The organism is Methylovorus menthalis, from assembly GCF_020523625.1.
Taxonomy (GTDB): domain Bacteria; phylum Pseudomonadota; class Gammaproteobacteria; order Burkholderiales; family Methylophilaceae; genus Methylovorus; species Methylovorus menthalis.
Genome location: NZ_JAJAQH010000006.1, coordinates 875,998 through 895,192, shown reverse-complemented (window position 1 = coordinate 895,192; position 19,195 = coordinate 875,998). Strand labels below are relative to the sequence as shown.

Genomic DNA, 19,195 nt, shown 5'->3' with positions numbered 1-19,195 from the left:
AAGTCTGCTTACTGCTTGGCGATCGCTTGCGCCAGGGCCTGCGGCTGCTCAAACGTCAGCCAATGCGCTTGCATATCGCCCGACGAAGGGTCCAGATAGCCCCACGTCACCATGGCAAAGGCCAGTTGATTGGCCTCTGCCGCCATCCCGTCTTCCACACGATCGCCGATATACATGGTCTCGGCTTTATTCATGTCATGGGCTGCAACAATATTGCCCACCATTGCCGCTTTGCTCGGCACGGCGGGATGAAAATAATCGAGCGCATACACTTCCTGGAAATATGCTCCCCAGCCCAGATGTTCCAGAATGCGGCGGGTGGGATAAATACGCTTATTGGTACCAATGTAGAGATTGTGATCACGGGCAAGTAACGCCAGCATGGGTTCAATGTCGGGGAATACCGTGGTCTGCTTGTAACCTTCACTGTCGTAATGCTGTTTGAAAGCCTGCGCCAGTGCGGCCAGTGTATCGGCGTCATCGTGTCCGGCAATCAGCGACAGGGTCTGCATCAAGGGAGGGCCGATCAGCTCCGGCGTCAGTGGTCGGGCAGGCGTTATGCCGTGTTGGCGAAAAGCCTCAGCAAAACTGCCAAGTATGCTGCTCGACGAATCGATCAATGTACCGTCAAGATCAAAAATTATATTTTTCATGGCGTTACATTGATCACTTCATTAAATTTCTTTAATTTTCTGCAAGGCTTGGTCGAGGCGCTCGACGGCGATCACCGTCAAATCCGGAATGGCTTGCTTGGGTGCATTTGCTTTGGGCACGATGGCATGGGTAAATCCGAGTTTGGCAGCTTCCTTCAGGCGCTCCTGACCACGCTGCACCGGACGCACCTCGCCCGCCAGTCCAACTTCACCAAATACAATCAGTTTATTATGCAGTGGTTTGTTTTTTAACGAAGAAACAATGGCAAGTAATACAGCCAAATCGACTGCCGGCTCACTGATCCGCACGCCACCCACCGCATTGATAAACACATCCTGATCAAAGCAGGCAACACCCGCGTGGCGATGCAGCACGGCCAGCAGCATAGCCAACCGATTCTGCTCCAGCCCTACGCAAAGGCGCTTGGGATTGGGCGCATGCGCTTCATCGACCAGCGCCTGTATCTCGACCAAGAGCGGCCGTGAGCCTTCTTGAGTGACGGTAATGCAAGAGCCAGCTACTTGCTCAGCGTGGTGTGAAAGAAACAGCGCCGATGGATTGCTTACCTCGCGCAAGCCCTTCTCTGTCATGGCGAATACACCCAGCTCATTGACCGCACCAAAGCGGTTTTTGAACGCGCGAATCAGGCGGAAACTGGAGTTGGGGTCGCCCTCGAAGTACAGCACAGTATCGACAATATGCTCCAGCACACGTGGTCCGGCGAGTGAGCCCTCCTTGGTCACATGGCCTACCAAAATCACCGTGATCCCCAGTTGCTTGGCGGCACGGGTCAATTGGGCCGAACATTCCCGCACTTGCGCTACCGAGCCAGGGGCCGACTGCAGCGCCTCGGAATAAATGGTCTGAATGGAATCGATGACCGCAATATCCGGCTTGTGGGTCTGCAGGGTCGCCAGAATTTTTTCCAGCTGAATTTCGGCCAACAGATCAATCGGGCCAGCATCCAGCCCCAGACGGCGGGCACGCATGGCAATCTGCTGCGCAGACTCCTCGCCGCTAACGTAAATGGCTTTACGCAGATGGCCAACGTGGCAAAGTGTCTGCAACAGCAAGGTGGACTTGCCTATGCCGGGGTCGCCCCCGATCAGCACTACGCCGCCCGCGACCAGGCCACCGCCCAGCACGCGGTCAAACTCGCCGATGCCAGAAGGCTGGCGCGGCACTTCGGCCGCCTCTACCTCAGCGAGCTTTTGCAAGCCGGCGGTCTGCGCCAATGCCGCATAGCGATTGGCTGTCGGCGCTTCCGCAATGCTCTCGACCAGGGTGTTCCATGCCATGCAGCTCGGGCACTGGCCTTGCCATTTTGGAGATGAAGCCCCGCACTCGGTACAGGTATAAACGGTTTTTGCCTTAGCCATGCACGACCTTGAAATTAACACGTGAAGTCACCGCGCAAAGCAGCTCGTAGCCCACCGTTCCGCAAGCTTCCGCTACGGCATCCACGGGGATGGTTGCGCCCCATAGTTCAACGGGGCTGCCGATATCAGCCGCTGGAATATCCGTGATATCGACAAACAGCATATCCATGGAAACCCGCCCCAGAGTCTTGCTCACCTGCCCGGCCACTGCAATGGGCGTACCGCCAGGGGCGTGGCGCGGGTAGCCATCGGCATAGCCACAAGCCACTATCCCAACCTTGGTTTCGCGCTCGGCCACAAACGTGGCGCCGTAGCCGAGGCTCTCTCCGGGGGGCAAGGTCTGCACGGCAATCAATTCCGATTGCAGATGCATCACCGCCTGCAAGCCATAGTTTGCAGCCGCGACCGCTTGCACTGGTGTCGCGCCATAAAGCATGATGCCAGGGCGCACCCAGTCGGCATGACTTTCAGGATGGCGCAAAATGGCAGCCGAGTTAGCAAGGGATTTCGGATAATCCAGCCCTTGGGCACCAGCTTCAAATCGCTGCAAGGCCGTGGCAATACCGGGGGCTTCATCGGCCGTGGCAAAATGGGTCATCAGGGTAATACTGCCCACCTGTGCGCAAGTGGCCAACCGTGCAACAGCGGATGCAAATGCCTGCGGCATAAAACCAAGGCGGTTCATACCGGTATTCATTTTAACAAACACGGCAATGGGAACAGGCAAGCTTGCCTGCTCCAGCATGGCAATCTGGTGATCAGCGTGCACGACGATGGATATCCCGGCATCGGCAGCGGCATTCAGCTCGGTAGACTCAAACACCCCCTCCAGCAGCAGCAGGGTTTGCCGGTAACCGGCCGCGCGCAACTCCAGCGCCTCCTGCAAACGCAAGACGGCAAAACCATCCGCCTCAGCCAGGCCGCGCGCCACATGCAACAGGCCATGGCCGTAGCCATTGGCCTTGACCACAGCCATGGTCCGCGTCTTAGGGGCATAGTGCCGAACGCGGCGCAGATTATGCTGCAATGCAGCGAGATGAATAGTGGCGGTAATAGGGCGCATGAAAACCGATGGAAATTAATATTCGTCCTGGAAGGAACTGCCAGAGACGTGATTCTCGAATCGCGTGAATTGGCCCATAAAAGTCAGACGTACGCGACCAATCGGGCCGTTACGTTGCTTGGCGATAATGATTTCCGCCGTGCCTTTATCCTGTGAATCAGGGTTATAGACTTCATCGCGATAGATGAACAGAATCAAGTCGGCATCCTGCTCAATAGCGCCGGATTCACGCAAGTCGGACATGACCGGACGTTTATCAGTCCGCTGCTCCAGGCCGCGGTTGAGCTGGGACAATGCTACAACTGGAACATCAAGCTCCTTCGCCAAGGCCTTGAGCGAGCGGGATATTTCCGAGATTTCCGTGGCCCTGTTTTCATTCTGGCGGCCAGTGGCTCCGGTCATCAGCTGCAAATAGTCGACCACTATCAAGCCCAGCTTGCCGGTCTGGCGATGCAGACGCCGCGCGCGCGCGCGGACTTCAAACGAGCTAAGGCCCGCGCCTTCGTCAATGAATACCGGGGCATCATTCAACTTGCCGAGCGCCGTGGTCAGGCGCACCCAATCCTCGTCCTCCAAGTTACCGTTACGCATGCGATGCTGATCCAGGCGTCCCACTGAACCAATCATACGGGCTGCCAGTTGGGTGGCCGCCATTTCCATCGAAAATACGGCGACTGGCAGCTTGGTTTCCAGCGCCACGTTTTCGGCAATATTCAGCGAGAAGGCTGTTTTACCCATGGATGGGCGACCTGCGACAATAATCAGGTCGCCAGGCTGGAAGCCGGAAGTACGTTCGTCCAGATCGCTGAATCCGGTGGGCACACCCGTCACGCCACCCTGATTCTCGCGCTGGTAGAGGTAATCAATACGGTCTGCCACCTTGGGTAGAATAGTCTTCATGTCCAAGAAGCCTTGCGAGGTTTTACGGCCGCCTTCTGCGATCTGGAATATCTTGGCTTCGGCTTCGTCCAGCAATTGCTGGGCATCGCGCCCCTGCGGGTTGTAAGCACTCTCGGCAATGCCGGACCCCACTTCAACCAGCTTGCGCATGACGGCACGCTCATGCACGATTTCTGCATAGCGGCGGATGTTGGCGGCTGTCGGGGTATTTTGGGCCAGAGCACCCAGATAGGCGATACCACCCACACCGGATAACTCGGCAGAGTTTTCCAGCGATTCGGCAACGGTGACGATGTCTGCGGGTTTGTTGCGCTCAATCAGCCGTGCAATATGTTCAAAAATAAGGCGATGATCATGCCGGTAAAAATCGGCTGGCCCCAGCAGGTCAGCTATGCGGTCTATCGCCTCATTTTCCAGCAGCAAACCGCCCAGCACGGACTGCTCGGCTTCAACCGAATGAGGGGGGAGTTTCAGTGATTCAAGGATATCGTCAGCCATGCCGCATTATAACAAGCGCGGCCTTGGGAAAATCACGCTTGTCAGATATCCACTGTTTTTTTACATATCTATCGTCTTTGCCAATGCCTGCTGCACATCGGCAATGAGGTCGTCCACCTCTTCCAGCCCGACATAAAAACGCACCAGGCCGCCACTTTGCGGGTAACGATCATGCACATCGTAAGGGATAGCCAGGCTGACGGCCCCTCCCCAGCTGTAGCCAATATGAAACAGCGCCAGCGCTTCGACAAAAGCATCTATGCCTGCCTGCGAAATCTCCGGTTTGAACAGCACCGAAAACAGACTGGCCGCGGCAGTGAAATCACGTTGCCAAACGACATGTCCAGGGCAACTGGGCAAAGCGGGATGCAACACCAGCTCTATGCACGGTTGCGCGGCCAGCCAATGGGCGAGCTTACGGGCGGATGCATCTTGCGCGAGATACCGCAAACGGTAATGCGGCAAGCTGCGCAACACCAGCTGGCAATCTTCGGGGCTTACCCCCAGCCCAAGCTGCATATGGGTTTTAAGCAACAGCTCATGCAAGGCATCATCATCGGTGCTGACGCTGCCCATCATGACATCACTGCCGCCGGACTGATATTTGGTCAGCGCCTGCATGCCGATATCGGCGCCCAGGGCAAATACATTCTGGGCAATCCCGGCAGACCAGGTGGCATCCGCTGCCACCAGCACACCGCGCGCATGCGCCAGCTCCGCCAGCCGCTTGAGATCAGCCACTTCCATGGTCACCGACCCCGGCGTTTCCACCCATAGCAAACGCGTATTGGCGGTCAAGGGCAAGGCTTCCGGCTGCAAGGGATCGTAAAAATCCACCTCTATGCCAAAACGCCCGGCCAGCATACGGGCAAGATCAGCCCCTGGCTGGTAGGCATTGCGCGGTAACAGCACGCGCTCGCCGGTTTTAAGCAGTGCCAGAAAAATCAGGCTGACAGCAGCCAGCCCTGAAGGTAGCAACAACGCATGTTTTACATTATCAATAAGCGCAAGCTTGCGCTCCAGCCGGCGCGTTGTTGGCGTCCCCAGCAGGCCATAGCTGTATTGCGATTTATTGCGCCAGTCACGCTCGCGCATGCTTTTCACATCGGGAAAGACCACGGTCGAAGCCCGCTCCATGCTGCCTACCAGGCTGGAGAAATGTGAGGTGCAATTGTCGGACTGCGCCAGTTCATCGGGCTGAATTAAGGCAGTCCAGCTGGAAGGTTTGTTTGACATGCAGATACTCGTGATTAAAGACACTAAGCGGGCAAGTTTAACCCAATGGCTTTATCAGCCATAAAAAAAGGCCACCCGCAGGCAGCCTTTTTTTATTCAGTGCAAAACGAAGAATTAAGCTTCGCCAGCCACTGAAACGGTGATATCTACAACAACATCGTGATGCAGCGCGATGCTGACAGAGTGATCGCCAATGGTCTTCAGAGGACCGTTAGGCATACGCACTTCAGCCTTGGCCACTTGTACACCCTTGGCAGTCAGCGCTTCAGCGATGTCGCCGTTGGTAACGGAACCAAACAGACGGCCATCAACGCCAGCCTTCTGGCTCACAGCCAATACGTACTCAACCAGTGCTTCAGCACGCTTCTGGGCAGCAACCAGCAGTTCAGCCTGTTGCTTTTCCAGTTCAGCGCGGCGTGCAGCGAATTCAGCCTTGTTGGCTTCCGTAGCGCGCTTTGCCTTGCCTTGAGGAATCAGAAAGTTACGGCCGTAACCGTCTTTTACCTTAACGATGTCACCGAGGTTACCCAGGTTAACGACTTTTTCCAACAGAATAACTTGCATGACGTATCCCCTTAGTGCTTATCGGTGTATGGCAGCAGCGCCAGGAAACGGGCGCGCTTGACGGCGGTGGTCAGCTGACGCTGATAACGGGCCTTGGTGCCGGTAATGCGTGCAGGGATGATCTTGCCGTTTTCGTTGATGAAATCTTTCAGCAGATCTACATCCTTGTAGTCTACTTCTTTAATGCCCTCTGCCGAGAAACGGCAGTAGCGGCGGCGTTTGAACATATCACGTGCCATGATGAACCTCTTTCTAAATTCAGATTATCTCTAATGTAGTAATGTGCAATACCAGCTGTGTGCTTTTCATGCTGCGCTTGGCGAGGAATCCGGCCGCACGGGCCTTGGTTCCTTCCTTGAGGTGCTTGTGCTGCTCTGCGATGGAGCCCATCGCAATTACGGGCACTGCACACTCGACTCTGCGCTGCATGCCTGCCTCGGTTTTTTCCGAGATATGCTGCAGGGTAAAACTCAACAACGGTATTCCTGCTGGCGTGTAACGAAGCTCTGCAATCTGCACCACTTCGCCCGCGATGACTAACTGATTAGCCTCCAGCGTGGTAGAACTCAATTAAGCAGCAGCTTCCTCAGCAGGAGCGGCTTCATCCTTGCCCAGCAATGACTTGGATTTTTCTTCCTTCATCATGGGGGATGGAGCAACAACGGCTTCTTTGGTCGCAATGGTCAGATGACGCAGAACGGCGTCATTGAACTTGAATGCATGCTCAAGCTCTTCCAGCACGGTTTGATTGCATTCGATATTCATCAGCACGTAGTGTGCCTTGTGAATTTTCTGGATAGGGTAAGCCAGTTGACGACGGCCCCAGTCTTCCAGACGGTGGATAGCGCCGCCGTTGGAAGTTACCAGGGTACGGTAACGCTCGATCATGGCTGGCACTTGTTCGCTCTGGTCCGGATGGACGATGAACACTACTTCATAATGTCGCATAAACACTCCTTTTGGGTTAGCAGCCTCCCGTTTGCGACAACGGTAAGGCAAGGTGGAAAGCCCGCGATTATAGCGAGCTTCCACCCCCAAGGCAATGTTTTTGCGGCTTTATTGCAAGGACAGCCCCATCAGCACGGTATTATCCGGTATTGCGCAGCCCGGCGGCAATGCCATTGATGGTGAGATGTATCGCCAGCTTGACCCGGTCATTGGTCGCGCCCTGACGGTATTGCCTGATGAGCTCGACCTGCAAGTGATTGAGCGGATCGAGGTATGGCAGGCGATTTTGAATGGAGTTGGCCAAGGCCGGATTGCTGCTCAGGCGCTCTGTGCTATTCAGCAGCAAATTGAGCGCTTCAGTCGTCAACTGATATTCACGCTCAATGGCGGCAAAAATGCCTTCACGCAGTTTCTTGTCCGGCACCAGCATGGAATAACGCTGCGCCACGGCAAGATCGGTCTTGGCCAGCACCATGTCCACATTGGAAATCAGGCTGCGGAACAGTGGCCATTGCTCCAGCATGTCATGCAGGGTTTTGAGCCGCGCAGGCTGCAGCTTGTCCTCAATGAACAGATACTCATGGATGGCGCTACCTACGCCAAACCAGCCCGGCAGCAGCAGGCGACATTGGCCCCAGGAAAATCCCCAGGGGATGGCGCGCAGATCTTCGATGCGCTGCGTTGCCTTGCGCGAGGCGGGACGGCTGCCTATGTTGAGCTCGGCGATTTCCGAGATAGGCGTGGCATTAAAGAAATACTCGGCAAACCCGGCTGTTTCATACACTAGGGTTCGGTATGCGGTCATGGCCGTCGCCGACAAACCTTCCATGATGATCTCGAAAGAGCGCCGCTTTTTTGCCAGCAAAGGGTCAGGCGGAAACAGCGAGCCATCAATGGTTGCCGCCACCAGCGTTTCCAGGTGCTGACGGCCGACACGCGGTTCCGAGTATTTATTGGCAATGATCTCGCCCTGCTCTGTCAGGCGGATTTGCCCATCCACCGTGCCTTGCGGCTGCGCCATAATGGCCTGATAGGTGGGGCCGCCGCCGCGACCCACCGTGCCGCCGCGACCATGGAACAACCGTAGCCGCACATTGGCCTGACGGAACAACTCCACCAGCGAGATTTCGGCTTTGTACAGCTCCCAGTTGGAGGTCAGGAATCCACCATCCTTGTTACTGTCCGAATAGCCCAGCATGATTTCCTGCTCATTGCCCTGATGCCGCAGCAGATGGCGAATTCCCAGCAGGCTAAGCCATTGCCCCATGATCATGGGCGCATGCCGCAAGTCGGCGATGGTTTCAAACAACGGGACGATATTGAGGTCCATCTGCACCTTGGCCGAGCCCCAAACCCCGCGCAACATGCCGGTTTCTTTCTGCAGCAGAGCTACTTCGAGCAGGTCAGACAAGGTCTCGGTATGGGAAATGATGTACTGACGTATGGCGCGCTTGCCGTATCCGGCGCGTATACCGCGTGCCTTTTGCAGCACCTCCATTTCAGACTGCACCAGCTCCGAATACTGCTGAAACGGCGAAAACAGCAAGCGTGGCTGCTTGAGCTCCTCCAGCAACACTTCCACTTTTTCATCTTCATCCAGCGTAGCGTAGTTGAAGTCCTGCCCGGCCTTGAGAAAAAGCTCCTTGATCACCAGCTCATGTACATCAGAGCTTTGCCGCAAATCCACCGTGGCAAGGTGAAACCCGAAGGTTTCGATGGCCTTGATCAGCTTGCCCAGTCGCGGATAAATCAGCGCCTCGCCCTGCTGGCTTTGCAGCGACTCCGCAATCACATTCATGTCGGCCAGTAAGGCCTCGGCACTTGTATACGGGATGGCGCTGATCTCACGCCGCACATCGCCCCGCTCGTTCACCAGCAGCTTGGCCGTTTGTGCCAGGCGTGCGTGTATGCCGTTGAGTGCCAGTCGATAGGTTTCATCCTGCCGATGCAGGGATTGCTCCCCGGATGCCTCTGCCAGCCTGACCAGCGCAGGAGTCACGTCCACGAGACGGGTGGACAGCGAAAGCTCCGAGCGCAAAGCCTCCACCTGCTCGAGATAATAGGAAAAAGCCGTAGCCGACTGCTGAATAATGGCCTGCTCCAACGTGGCGCCATTGACGAATGGATTGCCATCACGATCGCCGCCTATCCAGCTGCCCATCTGCAAAAACGATGGCAGCTTGTATTCCGGGCTCAACTTATCGGCAAATACATAGCGCAGGTCATTTTCAAAATCCTGCATCAGCTCCGGAATCACTTGCAGGAAAGTCATGCGGTAATAGCTGAGCGCGTTTTCGATTTCATTGGCCACAGTGAGCTTGCTGAAGCGCAGAATCCGGGTCTGCCACAATGTCGTAATCGCGCCCACAATCATGCGCTCGTTGCGCTCTGCCTCGCGGATGGACACCACATTGCTCTTTTCAACCAGCAGCAGGGAAAGCGCCCGCTCGGTATCCAGTATGCTTTTCCGCTGCACTTCGGTGGGGTGCGCCGTCAGCACCGGCGAAATCAGCGCATTGGCAAAAAAATCGCCAATTTCCGCCGCGCCCAGATCACTGGCCGCCAGTTTCTGCAACGAATGCGTCAGCATGCCCGGCACGGCCTGATCTTCCACCAGACGGCTTTGCTGATGCGCATGCAAATCCTCGGCAATATTGACCAGATGCTTGAAGTAACTGAAAGCCCGTATCACTGGGATCGCCTGCTCCACCGTCAATGTCTTGAGCAGCTTTTCCAGGCTCTTGGCCGCCTTGGCATTGCCATGCCGATGAAAATTGACCGCGGCTGTTCGTATTGCCTCAATACGGTCGAATGTCGCTTCACCCTCTTTGCTTTTAATCACTTCCCCCAGCACTCGACCGAGGTAGCGTATGTTTTCACGCAGCAGTTTTTCGTTATGGCTATAAATCCGGCTTGTCATTCCATGCTCCCCAATAACCATCAACACTTTATTCATACCTTTTGTGGCTTACCCTGATGAAGCAATAAACGATCCAAATTTAGCAACGGCGACCAGTCTCGTCTAATTGCAACAGAATTCCCTCTATAATAAAACCACGCCCACCTGTAACGGAGATTACCGTTTGAGCCCGACGTCGATTCAAATCACCGCCGCCATCATTTTTGGCATTGCCCTGCTTCATACCTTTAGCGCCAAATTCTTCGAGAGCCTGGCTCATCGCCACCCACGCCATGCCGGGCTCCTACATTTACTGGGCGAAGTAGAGGTCGTATTCGGTTTCTGGGCTTTTATATTGATTGGGCTAATGGGGGTCATGGCAGGCGGCGAGCAAGCCATTGAGTACGCCGAATCCCGGCATTACACCGAGCCGCTGTTTGTCTTCGTCGTCATGGTCGTGGCGGCATCCAAACCCGTTCTGCAGGCCGTGCAGCAAATCATTGCAGTGATCGCACGGCTATTGCCTATGAATACTGCCGTGGCTCAGGCCTGGCTTAGCCTGGCCATTGTGCCGCTGGTGGGTTCCTTTATCACCGAGCCTGCCGCCATGACGTTGGCAGCACTGATGCTGGCGCCACAGGTTTTTCGCCATGGCATCCCTGAGTGGTTGAAATACGCAGCGCTTGGCGTGCTGTTCGTCAACATTTCCATCGGCGGCACGCTGACATCGTTCGCGGCACCGCCTGTGCTGATGGTCGCCGCCACCTGGCAATGGGATAGCGCCTTCATGCTGGCCCATTTTGGCTGGAAAGCAGCCATAGCCGTGTTATTCAATGCCACCATCATCACCATCATGCTGCGCAAGCATCTTGGCCAGGCACCTGCCGGGGCAGCCAGCCCAGGCCAAAAAACGCCGGTGCTGGTATCCGGCATCCATTTCCTGTTTCTGGCGGGCGTGGTCATGTTTGCCCATCACCCGGTCATTTTCATGGGCTTGTTCCTGCTGTTCCTGGGCTTCACCCAGGCTTACGAACGTTACCAGAACCCATTGATCCTGAAGGAAGGCCTGCTGGTCGGCTTCTTTCTGGCCGGTCTGGTCGTGCTGGGCGGCATGCAGCAATGGTGGCTGCAACCCATCGTGGCGAGCCTTGAACCTGTCGCGCTATTCTTTGGCGCCGTTGCATTGACTGCCGTCACAGATAACGCCGCCCTCACTTATCTGGGATCGCTGATCATGGGCATTTCAGACGAATCGAAATACATGCTGGTCGCTGGTGCTGTGGCAGGTGGCGGCCTCACCGTGATTGCCAACGCACCCAACCCAGCCGGGGTCGCCTTGCTGAAAAATGGCTTTCAGGATGCCTCCATAGGCGCAGGGCAACTGTTGCTCGGCGCCTTGCCGCCGACGCTGGTGGCGATTGTGTGTTTTTTCATGCTCTAAACGAGTGCAAACCCGCCATGATCGGTGCGTTTTTTGGCTGCTTAAGTCCAACTTGCCGTGCAAGGGACGGGTCAGTATGATGATTTGCCACTCCCCTGCTCGTCAGGAAATTCGATCTTGGCATTTCTGTATTTATTACGATGAAAGTCGCTCGATTGCGTATTCTTTTTGTTAGCTCAGAAGCCCACCCCCTCATTAAAACTGGCGGCCTGGCCGATGTCAGTGGCTCGCTTCCTGCAGCATTGCGGGATCAAGGCGAAGATGTCAGGTTACTGATCCCTGGCTACCCCTCTGTCATGAAAAAACTGCAAGACCAGACCAAGGTACTGGAACTGCAAGACCTGCCTTATGTTGGCCGTGCCAGTCTGGTGCTGGGGAAAATGCCGGATACCGGCGTCGAGGTGCTTGCCATTGACTGCCCCAGCCTCTACCAGCGTGCAGGCAACCCCTATCTGGATACCACGGGCCGCGACTGGGAAGATAATCCGGTGCGCTTCGGCGTACTGTCCATGATTGCAGCGAGGCTGGGCTGTAGCGACAGCCCCCTTCAGGACTGGATTCCCGATATTGTGCAATGCAACGACTGGCAAACCGGCCTTACCCCGGCTTACATGCAATTTCATATCCGCGCCCAGCCCAGCGTGCGCCGGGCGCGCTGCGTATTCGGCATCCACAACCTGGCATTTCAAGGTTGCTTTGGTCAGGAATGGGTAGCCCGTCTGGGCTTGCCAGCGGACAGCTACCAGATGCAGGGGCTGGAATATTACGGGCAAATGTCCTTCCTCAAAGCCGGTGTGTTTTACGCCGATGCGCTGGTGACAGTGAGCCCGACTTACGCGCGGGAAATCCAGACGCCGGAATTCGGTTTCGGCATGCAGGGTTTGCTGGCGGAACGGGGCACCGAGATACGCGGGATTCTGAATGGCATCGATGTGGACGAATGGAACCCCGCCGCCGACGTGCATCTGGCGCAAGCCTATGATCAAAGCACGCTGCCAAAGAAGCAGGCTGTGAAACTGGCATTGCAACAGCAGCAAGGCCTGGAACCAGCAGCACAGCGACCATTGCTGGGTGTTGTCAGCCGCCTGACACACCAAAAGGGGCTCGACATGCTGTTGCCGATTGCCGATGCGCTGATTACCGAGCAGCAATGCCAGCTGGTGCTGCTGGGCGGCGGAGAAGCTGCATTGGAGCAAGGTTTTCGTGCGCTTGCGCAGCGTCATCCTGGCTCGGTCAGCGTGAGCATTGGTTACAACGAAGCCCTCTCGCATCACATCATGGCAGGCGCCGATATTTTCGTCATGCCGTCACGCTTTGAGCCATGTGGGCTCAATCAGATGTACGGCATGCGCTATGGCACACCGCCAGTGGTGAATCGTACCGGCGGCCTGGCTGACTCCATCATCGACACCACTCCAGCCAGCCTGCAAGCACAAACCGCCACAGGATTCATCATGGATGCTGCCGACACCACCGAGCTGTACAACACGCTGCGACGCGCAATCAACTACTTTCATGACCAAGAAAACTGGAGAAAAATACAGCAAAACGGCATGCGCCGAGATTTGGGATGGAAGCAAAGTGCGAAGGCATATATTAATGTATATCAAAGCATTGCCTGATATTAATAATTTATTACATTAAAATGAAAAAGCCTGATGGGAGCCATCAGGCTTTTTCATTTGGCTGTCATATTGACCACCTATAGTGACGCCGAGCTTCAGTTTCACAAGCTCACTCACGAATGGAAATCCATGGCATACAACATGCTTGGTGGTGAGTGAGCTTCTTCCAAAGCTTGACTTCTCCTCACTTAAAGGGTGCTTGCGGGCACCCTATTTTTTTGAGGCTGTATAGGTCAGCTATCAATCCAGCTTCAAGAAATGCTCGCGATAGTACTTAAGCTCATCAATAGACTCATAGATATCCGCCAGCGCTTCATGCTTGCTGGCCTTCTTGAAACCGCCGTGAATACTGGGTTTCCAGCGACGTGCCAATTCCTTGAACACGCTCACATCCAGATTGCGGTAATGGAAATACGATTCCAGTTCCGGCATGTAACGCGCCATGAACCGTCTATCCTGACAGATGGAATTGCCACACATAGGCGACTTGCCTGCAGGGACATACTGTTTCAAAAATTCAATCATCTGTTGCGAAGCAGATACTTCATCCAGCGTCGATGCCTTGACCTTGTCAATCAGCCCCGATTTCCCATGAGTTCCCTTGTTCCAGGCATCCATGCCATCCAGCACGGCATCGGACTGGTGCACCACCAGCACGGGTGACTCCCCCAATATATTCAAATCGGCGTCAGTGACGACGGCAGCCAGCTCGAGAATGCGGTCGCTATCAGGCAGCAGGCCGCTCATTTCCATATCCAGCCAGATGAGGTTATTTTGATCTTGTGACATAATGATTTCCATTAAAATAGGCTAATGCAGCGAATTCGCTGAACCTTCGCCGGGACGATGTTTCATACGGCAGTACCCTATAAGTTTAACTGAAAAACCACGACACTATGGCCTCGACTCTTACCCTCATCTTCTCCGCCCTGTTGATCCTGACCACCGCTATCAAGCTCTGGCTGGGCCGTCGACATATACGCCACATCATTGCGCACCGTATTGCCGTACCTGCTGCCTTCAGCCAAACCATCAGTATTGAAGCGCACCAGAAGGCCGCCGACTATTCAGCGGCCAAAACCCGGCTGATGCTCAGTGAAAGTGTGGCGCAAGCCATCTTGCTTGCAGCGTTAACCTTGGGCGGCGGCCTGGAGCTGATTGACAGCCTGTGGCGCAATGCATTGGCCAATCATGAGATTTTGCGCGGTGCTGCCGTCATTTTGTCTGCCATGATCGTCAGCAGTCTGGTGGAGTTGCCGTTTGACTACTACAAGGCCTTTGTTGTCGATCAACGCTTTGGCTTCAACAAAATGACGCCTGCCATGTTTTTCACCGACATGGTCAAGCATGCGGTAGTAGGCTTGCTGCTCGGCGCTCCGCTGCTGTTTGCAGCGCTCTGGCTGATGCAGGGCGCGGGGGATTACTGGTGGCTTTATCTCTGGGTGGTCTGGAGTGTATTCAACCTGCTGATGTTGGCGGTGTACCCGACCTTTATTGCCCCACTGTTCAACAAGTTTACTCCGCTGGCCGATGTTTCACTGAAGTCACGCATTGAAACCCTGCTCACCAAATGCGGCTTCAAGTCGCAAGGCTTGTTCGTGATGGATGGCTCTACACGCAGTAGCCATGGGAATGCGTATTTCACAGGCTTTGGCTCCAGCAAACGCGTGGTGTTTTTTGATACCCTGCTCGACCGGCTGGATGAGGACGAGATTGAAGCGGTGCTGGCACATGAGCTTGGCCACTTCAAGCATCACCATGTGATCAAACGCATTCTGCTCATGTTCTTTGTCACCTTTGTCGGCCTTGCCCTGCTGGGCTGGCTCAAGCAACAGGCGTGGTTTTATACCGGCCTGGGGGTAAGCGAGACCAGCGATTACATGGCGTTGCTGCTATTCTTGCTGGTAAGCCCGGTGTTCCTCTTCCTGCTACGTCCGCTGATGGCAAGCTACTCGCGTAAAAACGAGTTTGAAGCCGATAACTACGCGGCCAAGCACGCCAATGCGCGCCATCTGATTGAGGCACTGGTCAAGCTGTACCGCGATAATGCTTCCACCCTGACGCCTGATCCATTGCACTCGGCGTTTTATGACTCACACCCACCGGCTAGCATCCGTATTGCCAAGCTGGCGGTCAAATAAGATCGGAGAGCTCGTCATGCGCACATCGTTCCTGCTTTTGCTGCTCAGCCTGACAATGAGCGCGCATGCCGAGCCTTTTGCCGAAGGCGATGCTGCCATCGGCAAAACCATGGTGGAGAAAAACTGCATACAGTGCCATGCCAGCAAATACGGGGGTGATGGTTCCGCCATCTACACGCGCGAACATCGTCTGGTAAAAACTTCCCGTGGTTTATTGGCGCAGATCCGCAATTGCAACACCATGCTCGGCATGAAATGGTTTGAGGATGAAGAGCTGCATGTGGCCCGCTACCTCAACCAGACCTACTACAAATTCGATCAATAACCCTCAGCCGGGTATCATGCCCTATCGCCACTGACTGAAATGCCCCTTTGAAAAATCAAGAATTGCAACATGGCCTAGTCGTCGCCGCTTATGGCAAGCGCTATGGCGTAGAGTTAAATGATGGTCGCGAAATCAGCTGCGTCACACGCGGCAAGAAAACCGATCTGGCCTGCGGTGATTGCGTCAATATCAAGCTCACCGACACCGCCGAGGGCGTGATTGAGAGCAATGATCCTCGCACCAGCCTGCTCTATCGCAGCAATGCCTTCCGCAGCAAACTGCTGGCCGCCAATGTTACCCAGATCATTATCGTGCTGGCTACCACGCCCAGCTTTTACGAAGAGTTGCTTAACCGTTGCCTGCTGGCGGCGGAAGCAGCGGGCATCGAAGTCGTGATTGTGCTCAACAAATGCGACCTGGGTGACAAGCAGGAGGCCATGGCCAAGCTGCAGCGTTATGAAGCTTTGGGGTACCGTGTGCTGCATATGTCAGCGCATGAGGACATCAGTCCATTGCGGCCTTTATTGCAGGGACACACCAGCGTACTGGTAGGCCAATCCGGCATGGGGAAATCGACGATCGTCAACGCCCTGCTGCCAGGCCAGCAGGTACGCACGCAGGAAGTCTCGCAAGTGCTGGATAGCGGCAAACACACCACCACTGCCGCCCACCTCTATCACTTGGATGTCGATAGCCATTTGATCGACTCCCCCGGCCTGCAGGAATTTGGCCTGCATCATCTCGACATTGAAGCCCTGGAGCGCGCGTTCATCGAATTCCGTCCTTACCTCGGCAAATGCCGGTTCAATAATTGCCGCCACCTGCAGGAGCCAGATTGCGCGCTAAGAGAGGCGGCGGAGCGGCATGAAATTCACCCCGACCGCCTGCAATATTACCAATCCATGGCACAAGAGCTGTTGCGCTAGCTGCCTCAGGTTTTTCTGATAGGCCATTGAGATGGACAGGCAATATATGGAAAGCTGAGGATTGGACGGGAACAGCCAATTCAGTTGAACTGTCCCAGTCGATGACACCTCTTCATCATTCAGACTGGAGTCGTCCCCATGACCACTGCCATGATCAGCCATCCGGACAGCCTGTTGCATGTGATGGATGGCAAACACCCGGAATCCCCCGCCCGCATCACGGCGATCCATGAAGCCCTCGCGGCCAGCGGCCTTATCAAGCAACTGAGCTTGTATGAGGCCCCTGCCGCCACTGATACGCAACTGACACGCGTACACAGCCCGGATTACGTTACCCGCATACGCCAGCTTTCGCCTCCAGCGGGGCTGGTGCAGCTGGATGCGGATACGGCCATGGGGCCGATGACGCTGTCAGCTTGCCTGCATGCCAGTGGTGCTGCCATCCTTGGAGTAGACTTGGTAATGTCAGGCAAGGCGCAGCGCGCCTTCTGCTGCACACGGCCGCCTGGGCATCATGCTGGGCGTGGCCACGCTGCGGGCTTCTGCATCTTCAATCATGTGGCGGTCGCCACAGCGCATGCCTTGAGTCAGCACAAACTGGACCGTGTGGCTATTCTGGATTTCGATGTCCACCATGGCGATGGTACCGAGGAGATTTTTCGCGCCAACCCCCATGTCATGCTGTGCTCCACGTTTCAGCATCCCTTTTATCCGCACCGCGGGGCCGATACGCGCAGCGCCACCATGATTAATGTTCCGCTGCCTGCGGGTACGACTGGACAAGCATTCCGGGAAGCACTGGAAAGCGAAATCGCCCCGGCGCTTGCTCGCTTCAAACCACAATTGATCATGATCTCCGCCGGGTTTGATGCGCATCGGGATGACCCGCTAGCTGGATTGAAATTGGAAATCGAAGATTACAGCTGGGTAACGGCCTTTGCCAGAAAGATAGCCGATCAGCATGCGCAAGGACGCATCGTCTCGGTGCTGGAAGGGGGTTATGCCCTGCCCGCTTTGGCAGAAAGTGCCGTCGCGCATGTGCAAGGCCTGCTCTGAACATGGGCAAGATATCCTGACAAGCGCTCTGTTTTTCATAGAAATTCGCGCCGGGGTGGAGACAGCCACGAGGCGACACCTGCTATAATCGCGGCATGCAAATCACTACCCGCCTTGAATTTGATGCCGGTCACCGCATCCCCTGCCACAAAAGCCAATGCCGCAATCTGCACGGCCATCGTTATGCCATGGAAATTACCCTGTCAGGCGATATCATCCAGCAGGATGGCAGCTCCGACAATGGCATGGTGATGGACTTCTCCGACGTAAAAGCGATTGCCCGCGACAGTGTGGTGGACGTATGGGATCATGCGTTTCTGGTCTACAAAGGCGATACGGATGTGCTGAACTTCCTCAACAGTCTGCTCAATCACAAGACTGTGGTGATGGATAGCGTGCCGACCGCTGAGAATATGGCGGCTGAAGCGTTTCGTATCCTCAATAGCCGCTATCAGGATGTGTATGGCAATCACCTCAAGCTGGAGCGCGTACGTTTGTATGAAACGCCTAACAGCTGGGCCGATGCCTTCTCCTGAGCTTTAAAAACCCACATCCCTCAGGCAATTTTCATAGGCAAGCTTAGCACTGGCTTGTAATCAAGCTATCTTGCCCACCAAGCTTTAGCCTAACAGTGCGGGTGTTTCCATCACCTGCATCAGTGCCTGTCGCCAATCTGGCAACCTAAGACCCCAATCCTGCTCCAGCAAATCGCCATCCAGCCTTGAATTGGTAGGCCTGGCAGCCGGGGTGGGATATTCAGCCGTCGCAATCGCCCTCACCGCCTCGGAAGACACGCGCAATGGTTGCCAGCCGCGCTCGGTCTGCAAGACTTCGTATGCTTGCAGGATGGCAACGGCAAAACCATGCCAGCTGGTGTATCCGCTGTTGGTAAGGTGATAAATGCCACTGCGCTGCTGTTGCCAGGTTTTCAGCAGGGTGAGCGTTGTGGTAGCGATATCATGACTGCTAGTTGGCGCGCCGATTTGATCGGAGACGATGCCCAGGCTATCGCGCTCGCGGGCGAGCCGTATGATGGTATGCAAGAAATTCTTGCCATAGGCGCCATATACCCAGCTGGTACGCAGGATCAGATGTTGCGCACCGGCCTGTTGCACGGCCTTTTCTCCCGCCAGCTTGCTCGCGCCATAGACGCCAAGAGGATTGGTCATGTCCGTTTCGCGATAAGGCTTATTGGCCCGGCCATCAAATACATAATCGGTTGAGTAATGCACCATGCGCGCGCCCAGCGCTGCAGCCTCTTCCGCCAGGATGCGCGGCGCTTCGGCATTAATGGCATATGCCAGGTCGGGCTCGGATTCGGCCTTGTCCACCGCGGTATAGGCCGCCGGATTCACAATCACCTCCGGCCGCAACGCCCGTACAGTTTTACGGATGGCGGCCTCATCAGACAAGTCCAGCGCCGCGCGATCCAGGGCAGTTACTGTGCCCCAGGTAGATAGTATGGGCTGCAATGCATGGCCAACCTGACCATGAATGCCGGTAAGAAAGATACGAGGAGGACTCAATGGAGGATATTCAC

Annotated in this window: 19 protein-coding genes; 7 read left to right on the top strand and 12 right to left on the bottom strand. The window is 55.4% G+C overall.

Annotation, left to right across the window (positions count from 1 at the left end):
* Nucleotides 1-8 precede the first annotated feature (8 nt).
* The 10 genes from LG204_RS10040 to ppc form a co-directional block, all read right to left on the bottom strand.
* Complete coding sequence (locus LG204_RS10040) at nt 9-653, bottom strand: HAD family hydrolase (RefSeq protein ID WP_230337137.1); 645 nt, start codon at nt 651-653, stop codon at nt 9-11.
* 21 nt (nt 654-674) lie between these two features.
* Nucleotides 675-2,033: a DNA repair protein RadA gene (radA, locus tag LG204_RS10035; RefSeq protein WP_230337136.1), complete on the bottom strand. Its 1,359-nt coding sequence runs from the start codon at nt 2,031-2,033 to the stop codon at nt 675-677.
* Nucleotides 2,026-3,096, bottom strand: coding sequence for an alanine racemase (gene alr, locus LG204_RS10030; RefSeq protein WP_230337135.1), 1,071 nt, complete (start codon nt 3,094-3,096; stop codon nt 2,026-2,028). Before alr ends, radA begins: the two co-directional genes overlap by 8 nt.
* 15 nt (nt 3,097-3,111) lie before the next feature.
* Entirely contained in the window at nt 3,112-4,494 is a 1,383-nt protein-coding gene (dnaB, locus tag LG204_RS10025) for a replicative DNA helicase (RefSeq protein ID WP_230337134.1), read from the bottom strand.
* 60 nt (nt 4,495-4,554) lie between these two features.
* A complete protein-coding gene (locus LG204_RS10020) occupies nt 4,555-5,730 on the bottom strand; it encodes a cystathionine beta-lyase (RefSeq protein ID WP_230337133.1) in 1,176 nt (391 codons plus the stop codon).
* A 114-nt stretch (nt 5,731-5,844) separates the two neighbouring features.
* Entirely contained in the window at nt 5,845-6,294 is a 450-nt protein-coding gene (gene rplI, locus LG204_RS10015) for a 50S ribosomal protein L9 (protein WP_230337132.1), read from the bottom strand.
* An 11-nt stretch (nt 6,295-6,305) separates the two neighbouring features.
* Nucleotides 6,306-6,533 carry a 30S ribosomal protein S18 gene (gene rpsR / locus LG204_RS10010; RefSeq protein WP_013442287.1) on the bottom strand — a complete coding sequence of 76 codons (228 nt, stop codon included), beginning with the start codon at nt 6,531-6,533 and terminating at the stop codon, nt 6,306-6,308.
* 19 nt (nt 6,534-6,552) lie between these two features.
* Nucleotides 6,553-6,864, bottom strand: a complete 312-nt coding sequence (priB, locus tag LG204_RS10005; RefSeq protein WP_013442288.1) for a primosomal replication protein N — start codon at nt 6,862-6,864, stop codon at nt 6,553-6,555.
* Nucleotides 6,865-7,242, bottom strand: a complete 378-nt coding sequence (gene rpsF / locus LG204_RS10000) for a 30S ribosomal protein S6 (protein ID WP_013442289.1) — start codon at nt 7,240-7,242, stop codon at nt 6,865-6,867. It lies immediately after the preceding gene.
* Between the two features lie 139 nt (nt 7,243-7,381).
* Complete coding sequence (gene ppc / locus LG204_RS09995) at nt 7,382-10,162, bottom strand: phosphoenolpyruvate carboxylase (protein ID WP_230337131.1); 2,781 nt, start codon at nt 10,160-10,162, stop codon at nt 7,382-7,384.
* A 163-nt stretch (nt 10,163-10,325) separates the two neighbouring features.
* On the opposite strand from ppc, the gene LG204_RS09990 reads away from it, so the two are divergent.
* Together LG204_RS09990 and glgA are read left to right on the top strand one after the other, a co-directional pair.
* Nucleotides 10,326-11,582, top strand: coding sequence for a putative Na+/H+ antiporter (locus LG204_RS09990; RefSeq protein WP_230337130.1), 1,257 nt, complete (start codon nt 10,326-10,328; stop codon nt 11,580-11,582).
* A gap of 140 nt (nt 11,583-11,722) precedes the next feature.
* A complete protein-coding gene (glgA, locus tag LG204_RS09985; RefSeq protein WP_230337129.1) occupies nt 11,723-13,204 on the top strand; it encodes a glycogen synthase GlgA in 1,482 nt (493 codons plus the stop codon).
* Nucleotides 13,205-13,447: 243 nt separating this feature from the next.
* Here glgA and orn read toward each other — a convergent pair whose 3' ends face one another.
* Nucleotides 13,448-13,996 (bottom strand): oligoribonuclease, encoded by a 549-nt coding sequence (gene orn / locus LG204_RS09980; protein WP_230337128.1) that lies wholly within the window; start codon nt 13,994-13,996, stop codon nt 13,448-13,450.
* A gap of 107 nt (nt 13,997-14,103) precedes the next feature.
* On the opposite strand from orn, the gene LG204_RS09975 reads away from it, so the two are divergent.
* From LG204_RS09975 to queD, 5 genes are all read left to right on the top strand, one after another.
* Nucleotides 14,104-15,348: a M48 family metallopeptidase gene (locus tag LG204_RS09975; protein ID WP_230337127.1), complete on the top strand. Its 1,245-nt coding sequence runs from the start codon at nt 14,104-14,106 to the stop codon at nt 15,346-15,348.
* Nucleotides 15,349-15,364: 16 nt separating this feature from the next.
* On the top strand, nt 15,365-15,673 hold the full coding sequence (locus LG204_RS09970; RefSeq protein ID WP_230337126.1) for a cytochrome c: 309 nt from the start codon (nt 15,365-15,367) through the stop codon (nt 15,671-15,673).
* 47 nt (nt 15,674-15,720) lie between these two features.
* Nucleotides 15,721-16,599: a ribosome small subunit-dependent GTPase A gene (gene rsgA, locus LG204_RS09965; RefSeq protein WP_230337125.1), complete on the top strand. Its 879-nt coding sequence runs from the start codon at nt 15,721-15,723 to the stop codon at nt 16,597-16,599.
* A gap of 138 nt (nt 16,600-16,737) precedes the next feature.
* On the top strand, nt 16,738-17,655 hold the full coding sequence (locus LG204_RS09960; RefSeq protein WP_230337124.1) for a histone deacetylase family protein: 918 nt from the start codon (nt 16,738-16,740) through the stop codon (nt 17,653-17,655).
* Between the two features lie 95 nt (nt 17,656-17,750).
* The gene (gene queD, locus LG204_RS09955) at nt 17,751-18,191 is read left to right on the top strand and encodes a 6-carboxytetrahydropterin synthase QueD (RefSeq protein ID WP_230337123.1); all 441 of its coding nucleotides are present in this window, start codon (nt 17,751-17,753) and stop codon (nt 18,189-18,191) included.
* 84 nt (nt 18,192-18,275) lie between these two features.
* Here the strand turns inward: queD and rfbD are convergent, their stop codons facing one another.
* Nucleotides 18,276-19,181 carry a dTDP-4-dehydrorhamnose reductase gene (gene rfbD, locus LG204_RS09950; protein WP_230337122.1) on the bottom strand — a complete coding sequence of 302 codons (906 nt, stop codon included), beginning with the start codon at nt 19,179-19,181 and terminating at the stop codon, nt 18,276-18,278.
* Between the last annotated feature and the right edge of the window lie 14 nt (nt 19,182-19,195).

Coding starts and splice junctions, on each gene's coding strand:
- LG204_RS10040 (WP_230337137.1), bottom strand. CDS start 653: ATGAAAAATATAATTTTTGATCTTGACGGTACATTGATCGATTCGTCG.
- radA (WP_230337136.1), bottom strand. CDS start 2,033: ATGGCTAAGGCAAAAACCGTTTATACCTGTACCGAGTGCGGGGCTTCA.
- alr (WP_230337135.1), bottom strand. CDS start 3,096: ATGCGCCCTATTACCGCCACTATTCATCTCGCTGCATTGCAGCATAAT.
- dnaB (WP_230337134.1), bottom strand. CDS start 4,494: ATGGCTGACGATATCCTTGAATCACTGAAACTCCCCCCTCATTCGGTT.
- LG204_RS10020 (WP_230337133.1), bottom strand. CDS start 5,730: ATGTCAAACAAACCTTCCAGCTGGACTGCCTTAATTCAGCCCGATGAA.
- rplI (WP_230337132.1), bottom strand. CDS start 6,294: ATGCAAGTTATTCTGTTGGAAAAAGTCGTTAACCTGGGTAACCTCGGT.
- rpsR (WP_013442287.1), bottom strand. CDS start 6,533: ATGGCACGTGATATGTTCAAACGCCGCCGCTACTGCCGTTTCTCGGCA.
- rpsF (WP_013442289.1), bottom strand. CDS start 7,242: ATGCGACATTATGAAGTAGTGTTCATCGTCCATCCGGACCAGAGCGAA.
- ppc (WP_230337131.1), bottom strand. CDS start 10,162: ATGACAAGCCGGATTTATAGCCATAACGAAAAACTGCTGCGTGAAAAC.
- glgA (WP_230337129.1), top strand. CDS start 11,723: ATGAAAGTCGCTCGATTGCGTATTCTTTTTGTTAGCTCAGAAGCCCAC.
- orn (WP_230337128.1), bottom strand. CDS start 13,996: ATGTCACAAGATCAAAATAACCTCATCTGGCTGGATATGGAAATGAGC.
- LG204_RS09975 (WP_230337127.1), top strand. CDS start 14,104: ATGGCCTCGACTCTTACCCTCATCTTCTCCGCCCTGTTGATCCTGACC.
- LG204_RS09970 (WP_230337126.1), top strand. CDS start 15,365: ATGCGCACATCGTTCCTGCTTTTGCTGCTCAGCCTGACAATGAGCGCG.
- LG204_RS09960 (WP_230337124.1), top strand. CDS start 16,738: ATGACCACTGCCATGATCAGCCATCCGGACAGCCTGTTGCATGTGATG.
- queD (WP_230337123.1), top strand. CDS start 17,751: ATGCAAATCACTACCCGCCTTGAATTTGATGCCGGTCACCGCATCCCC.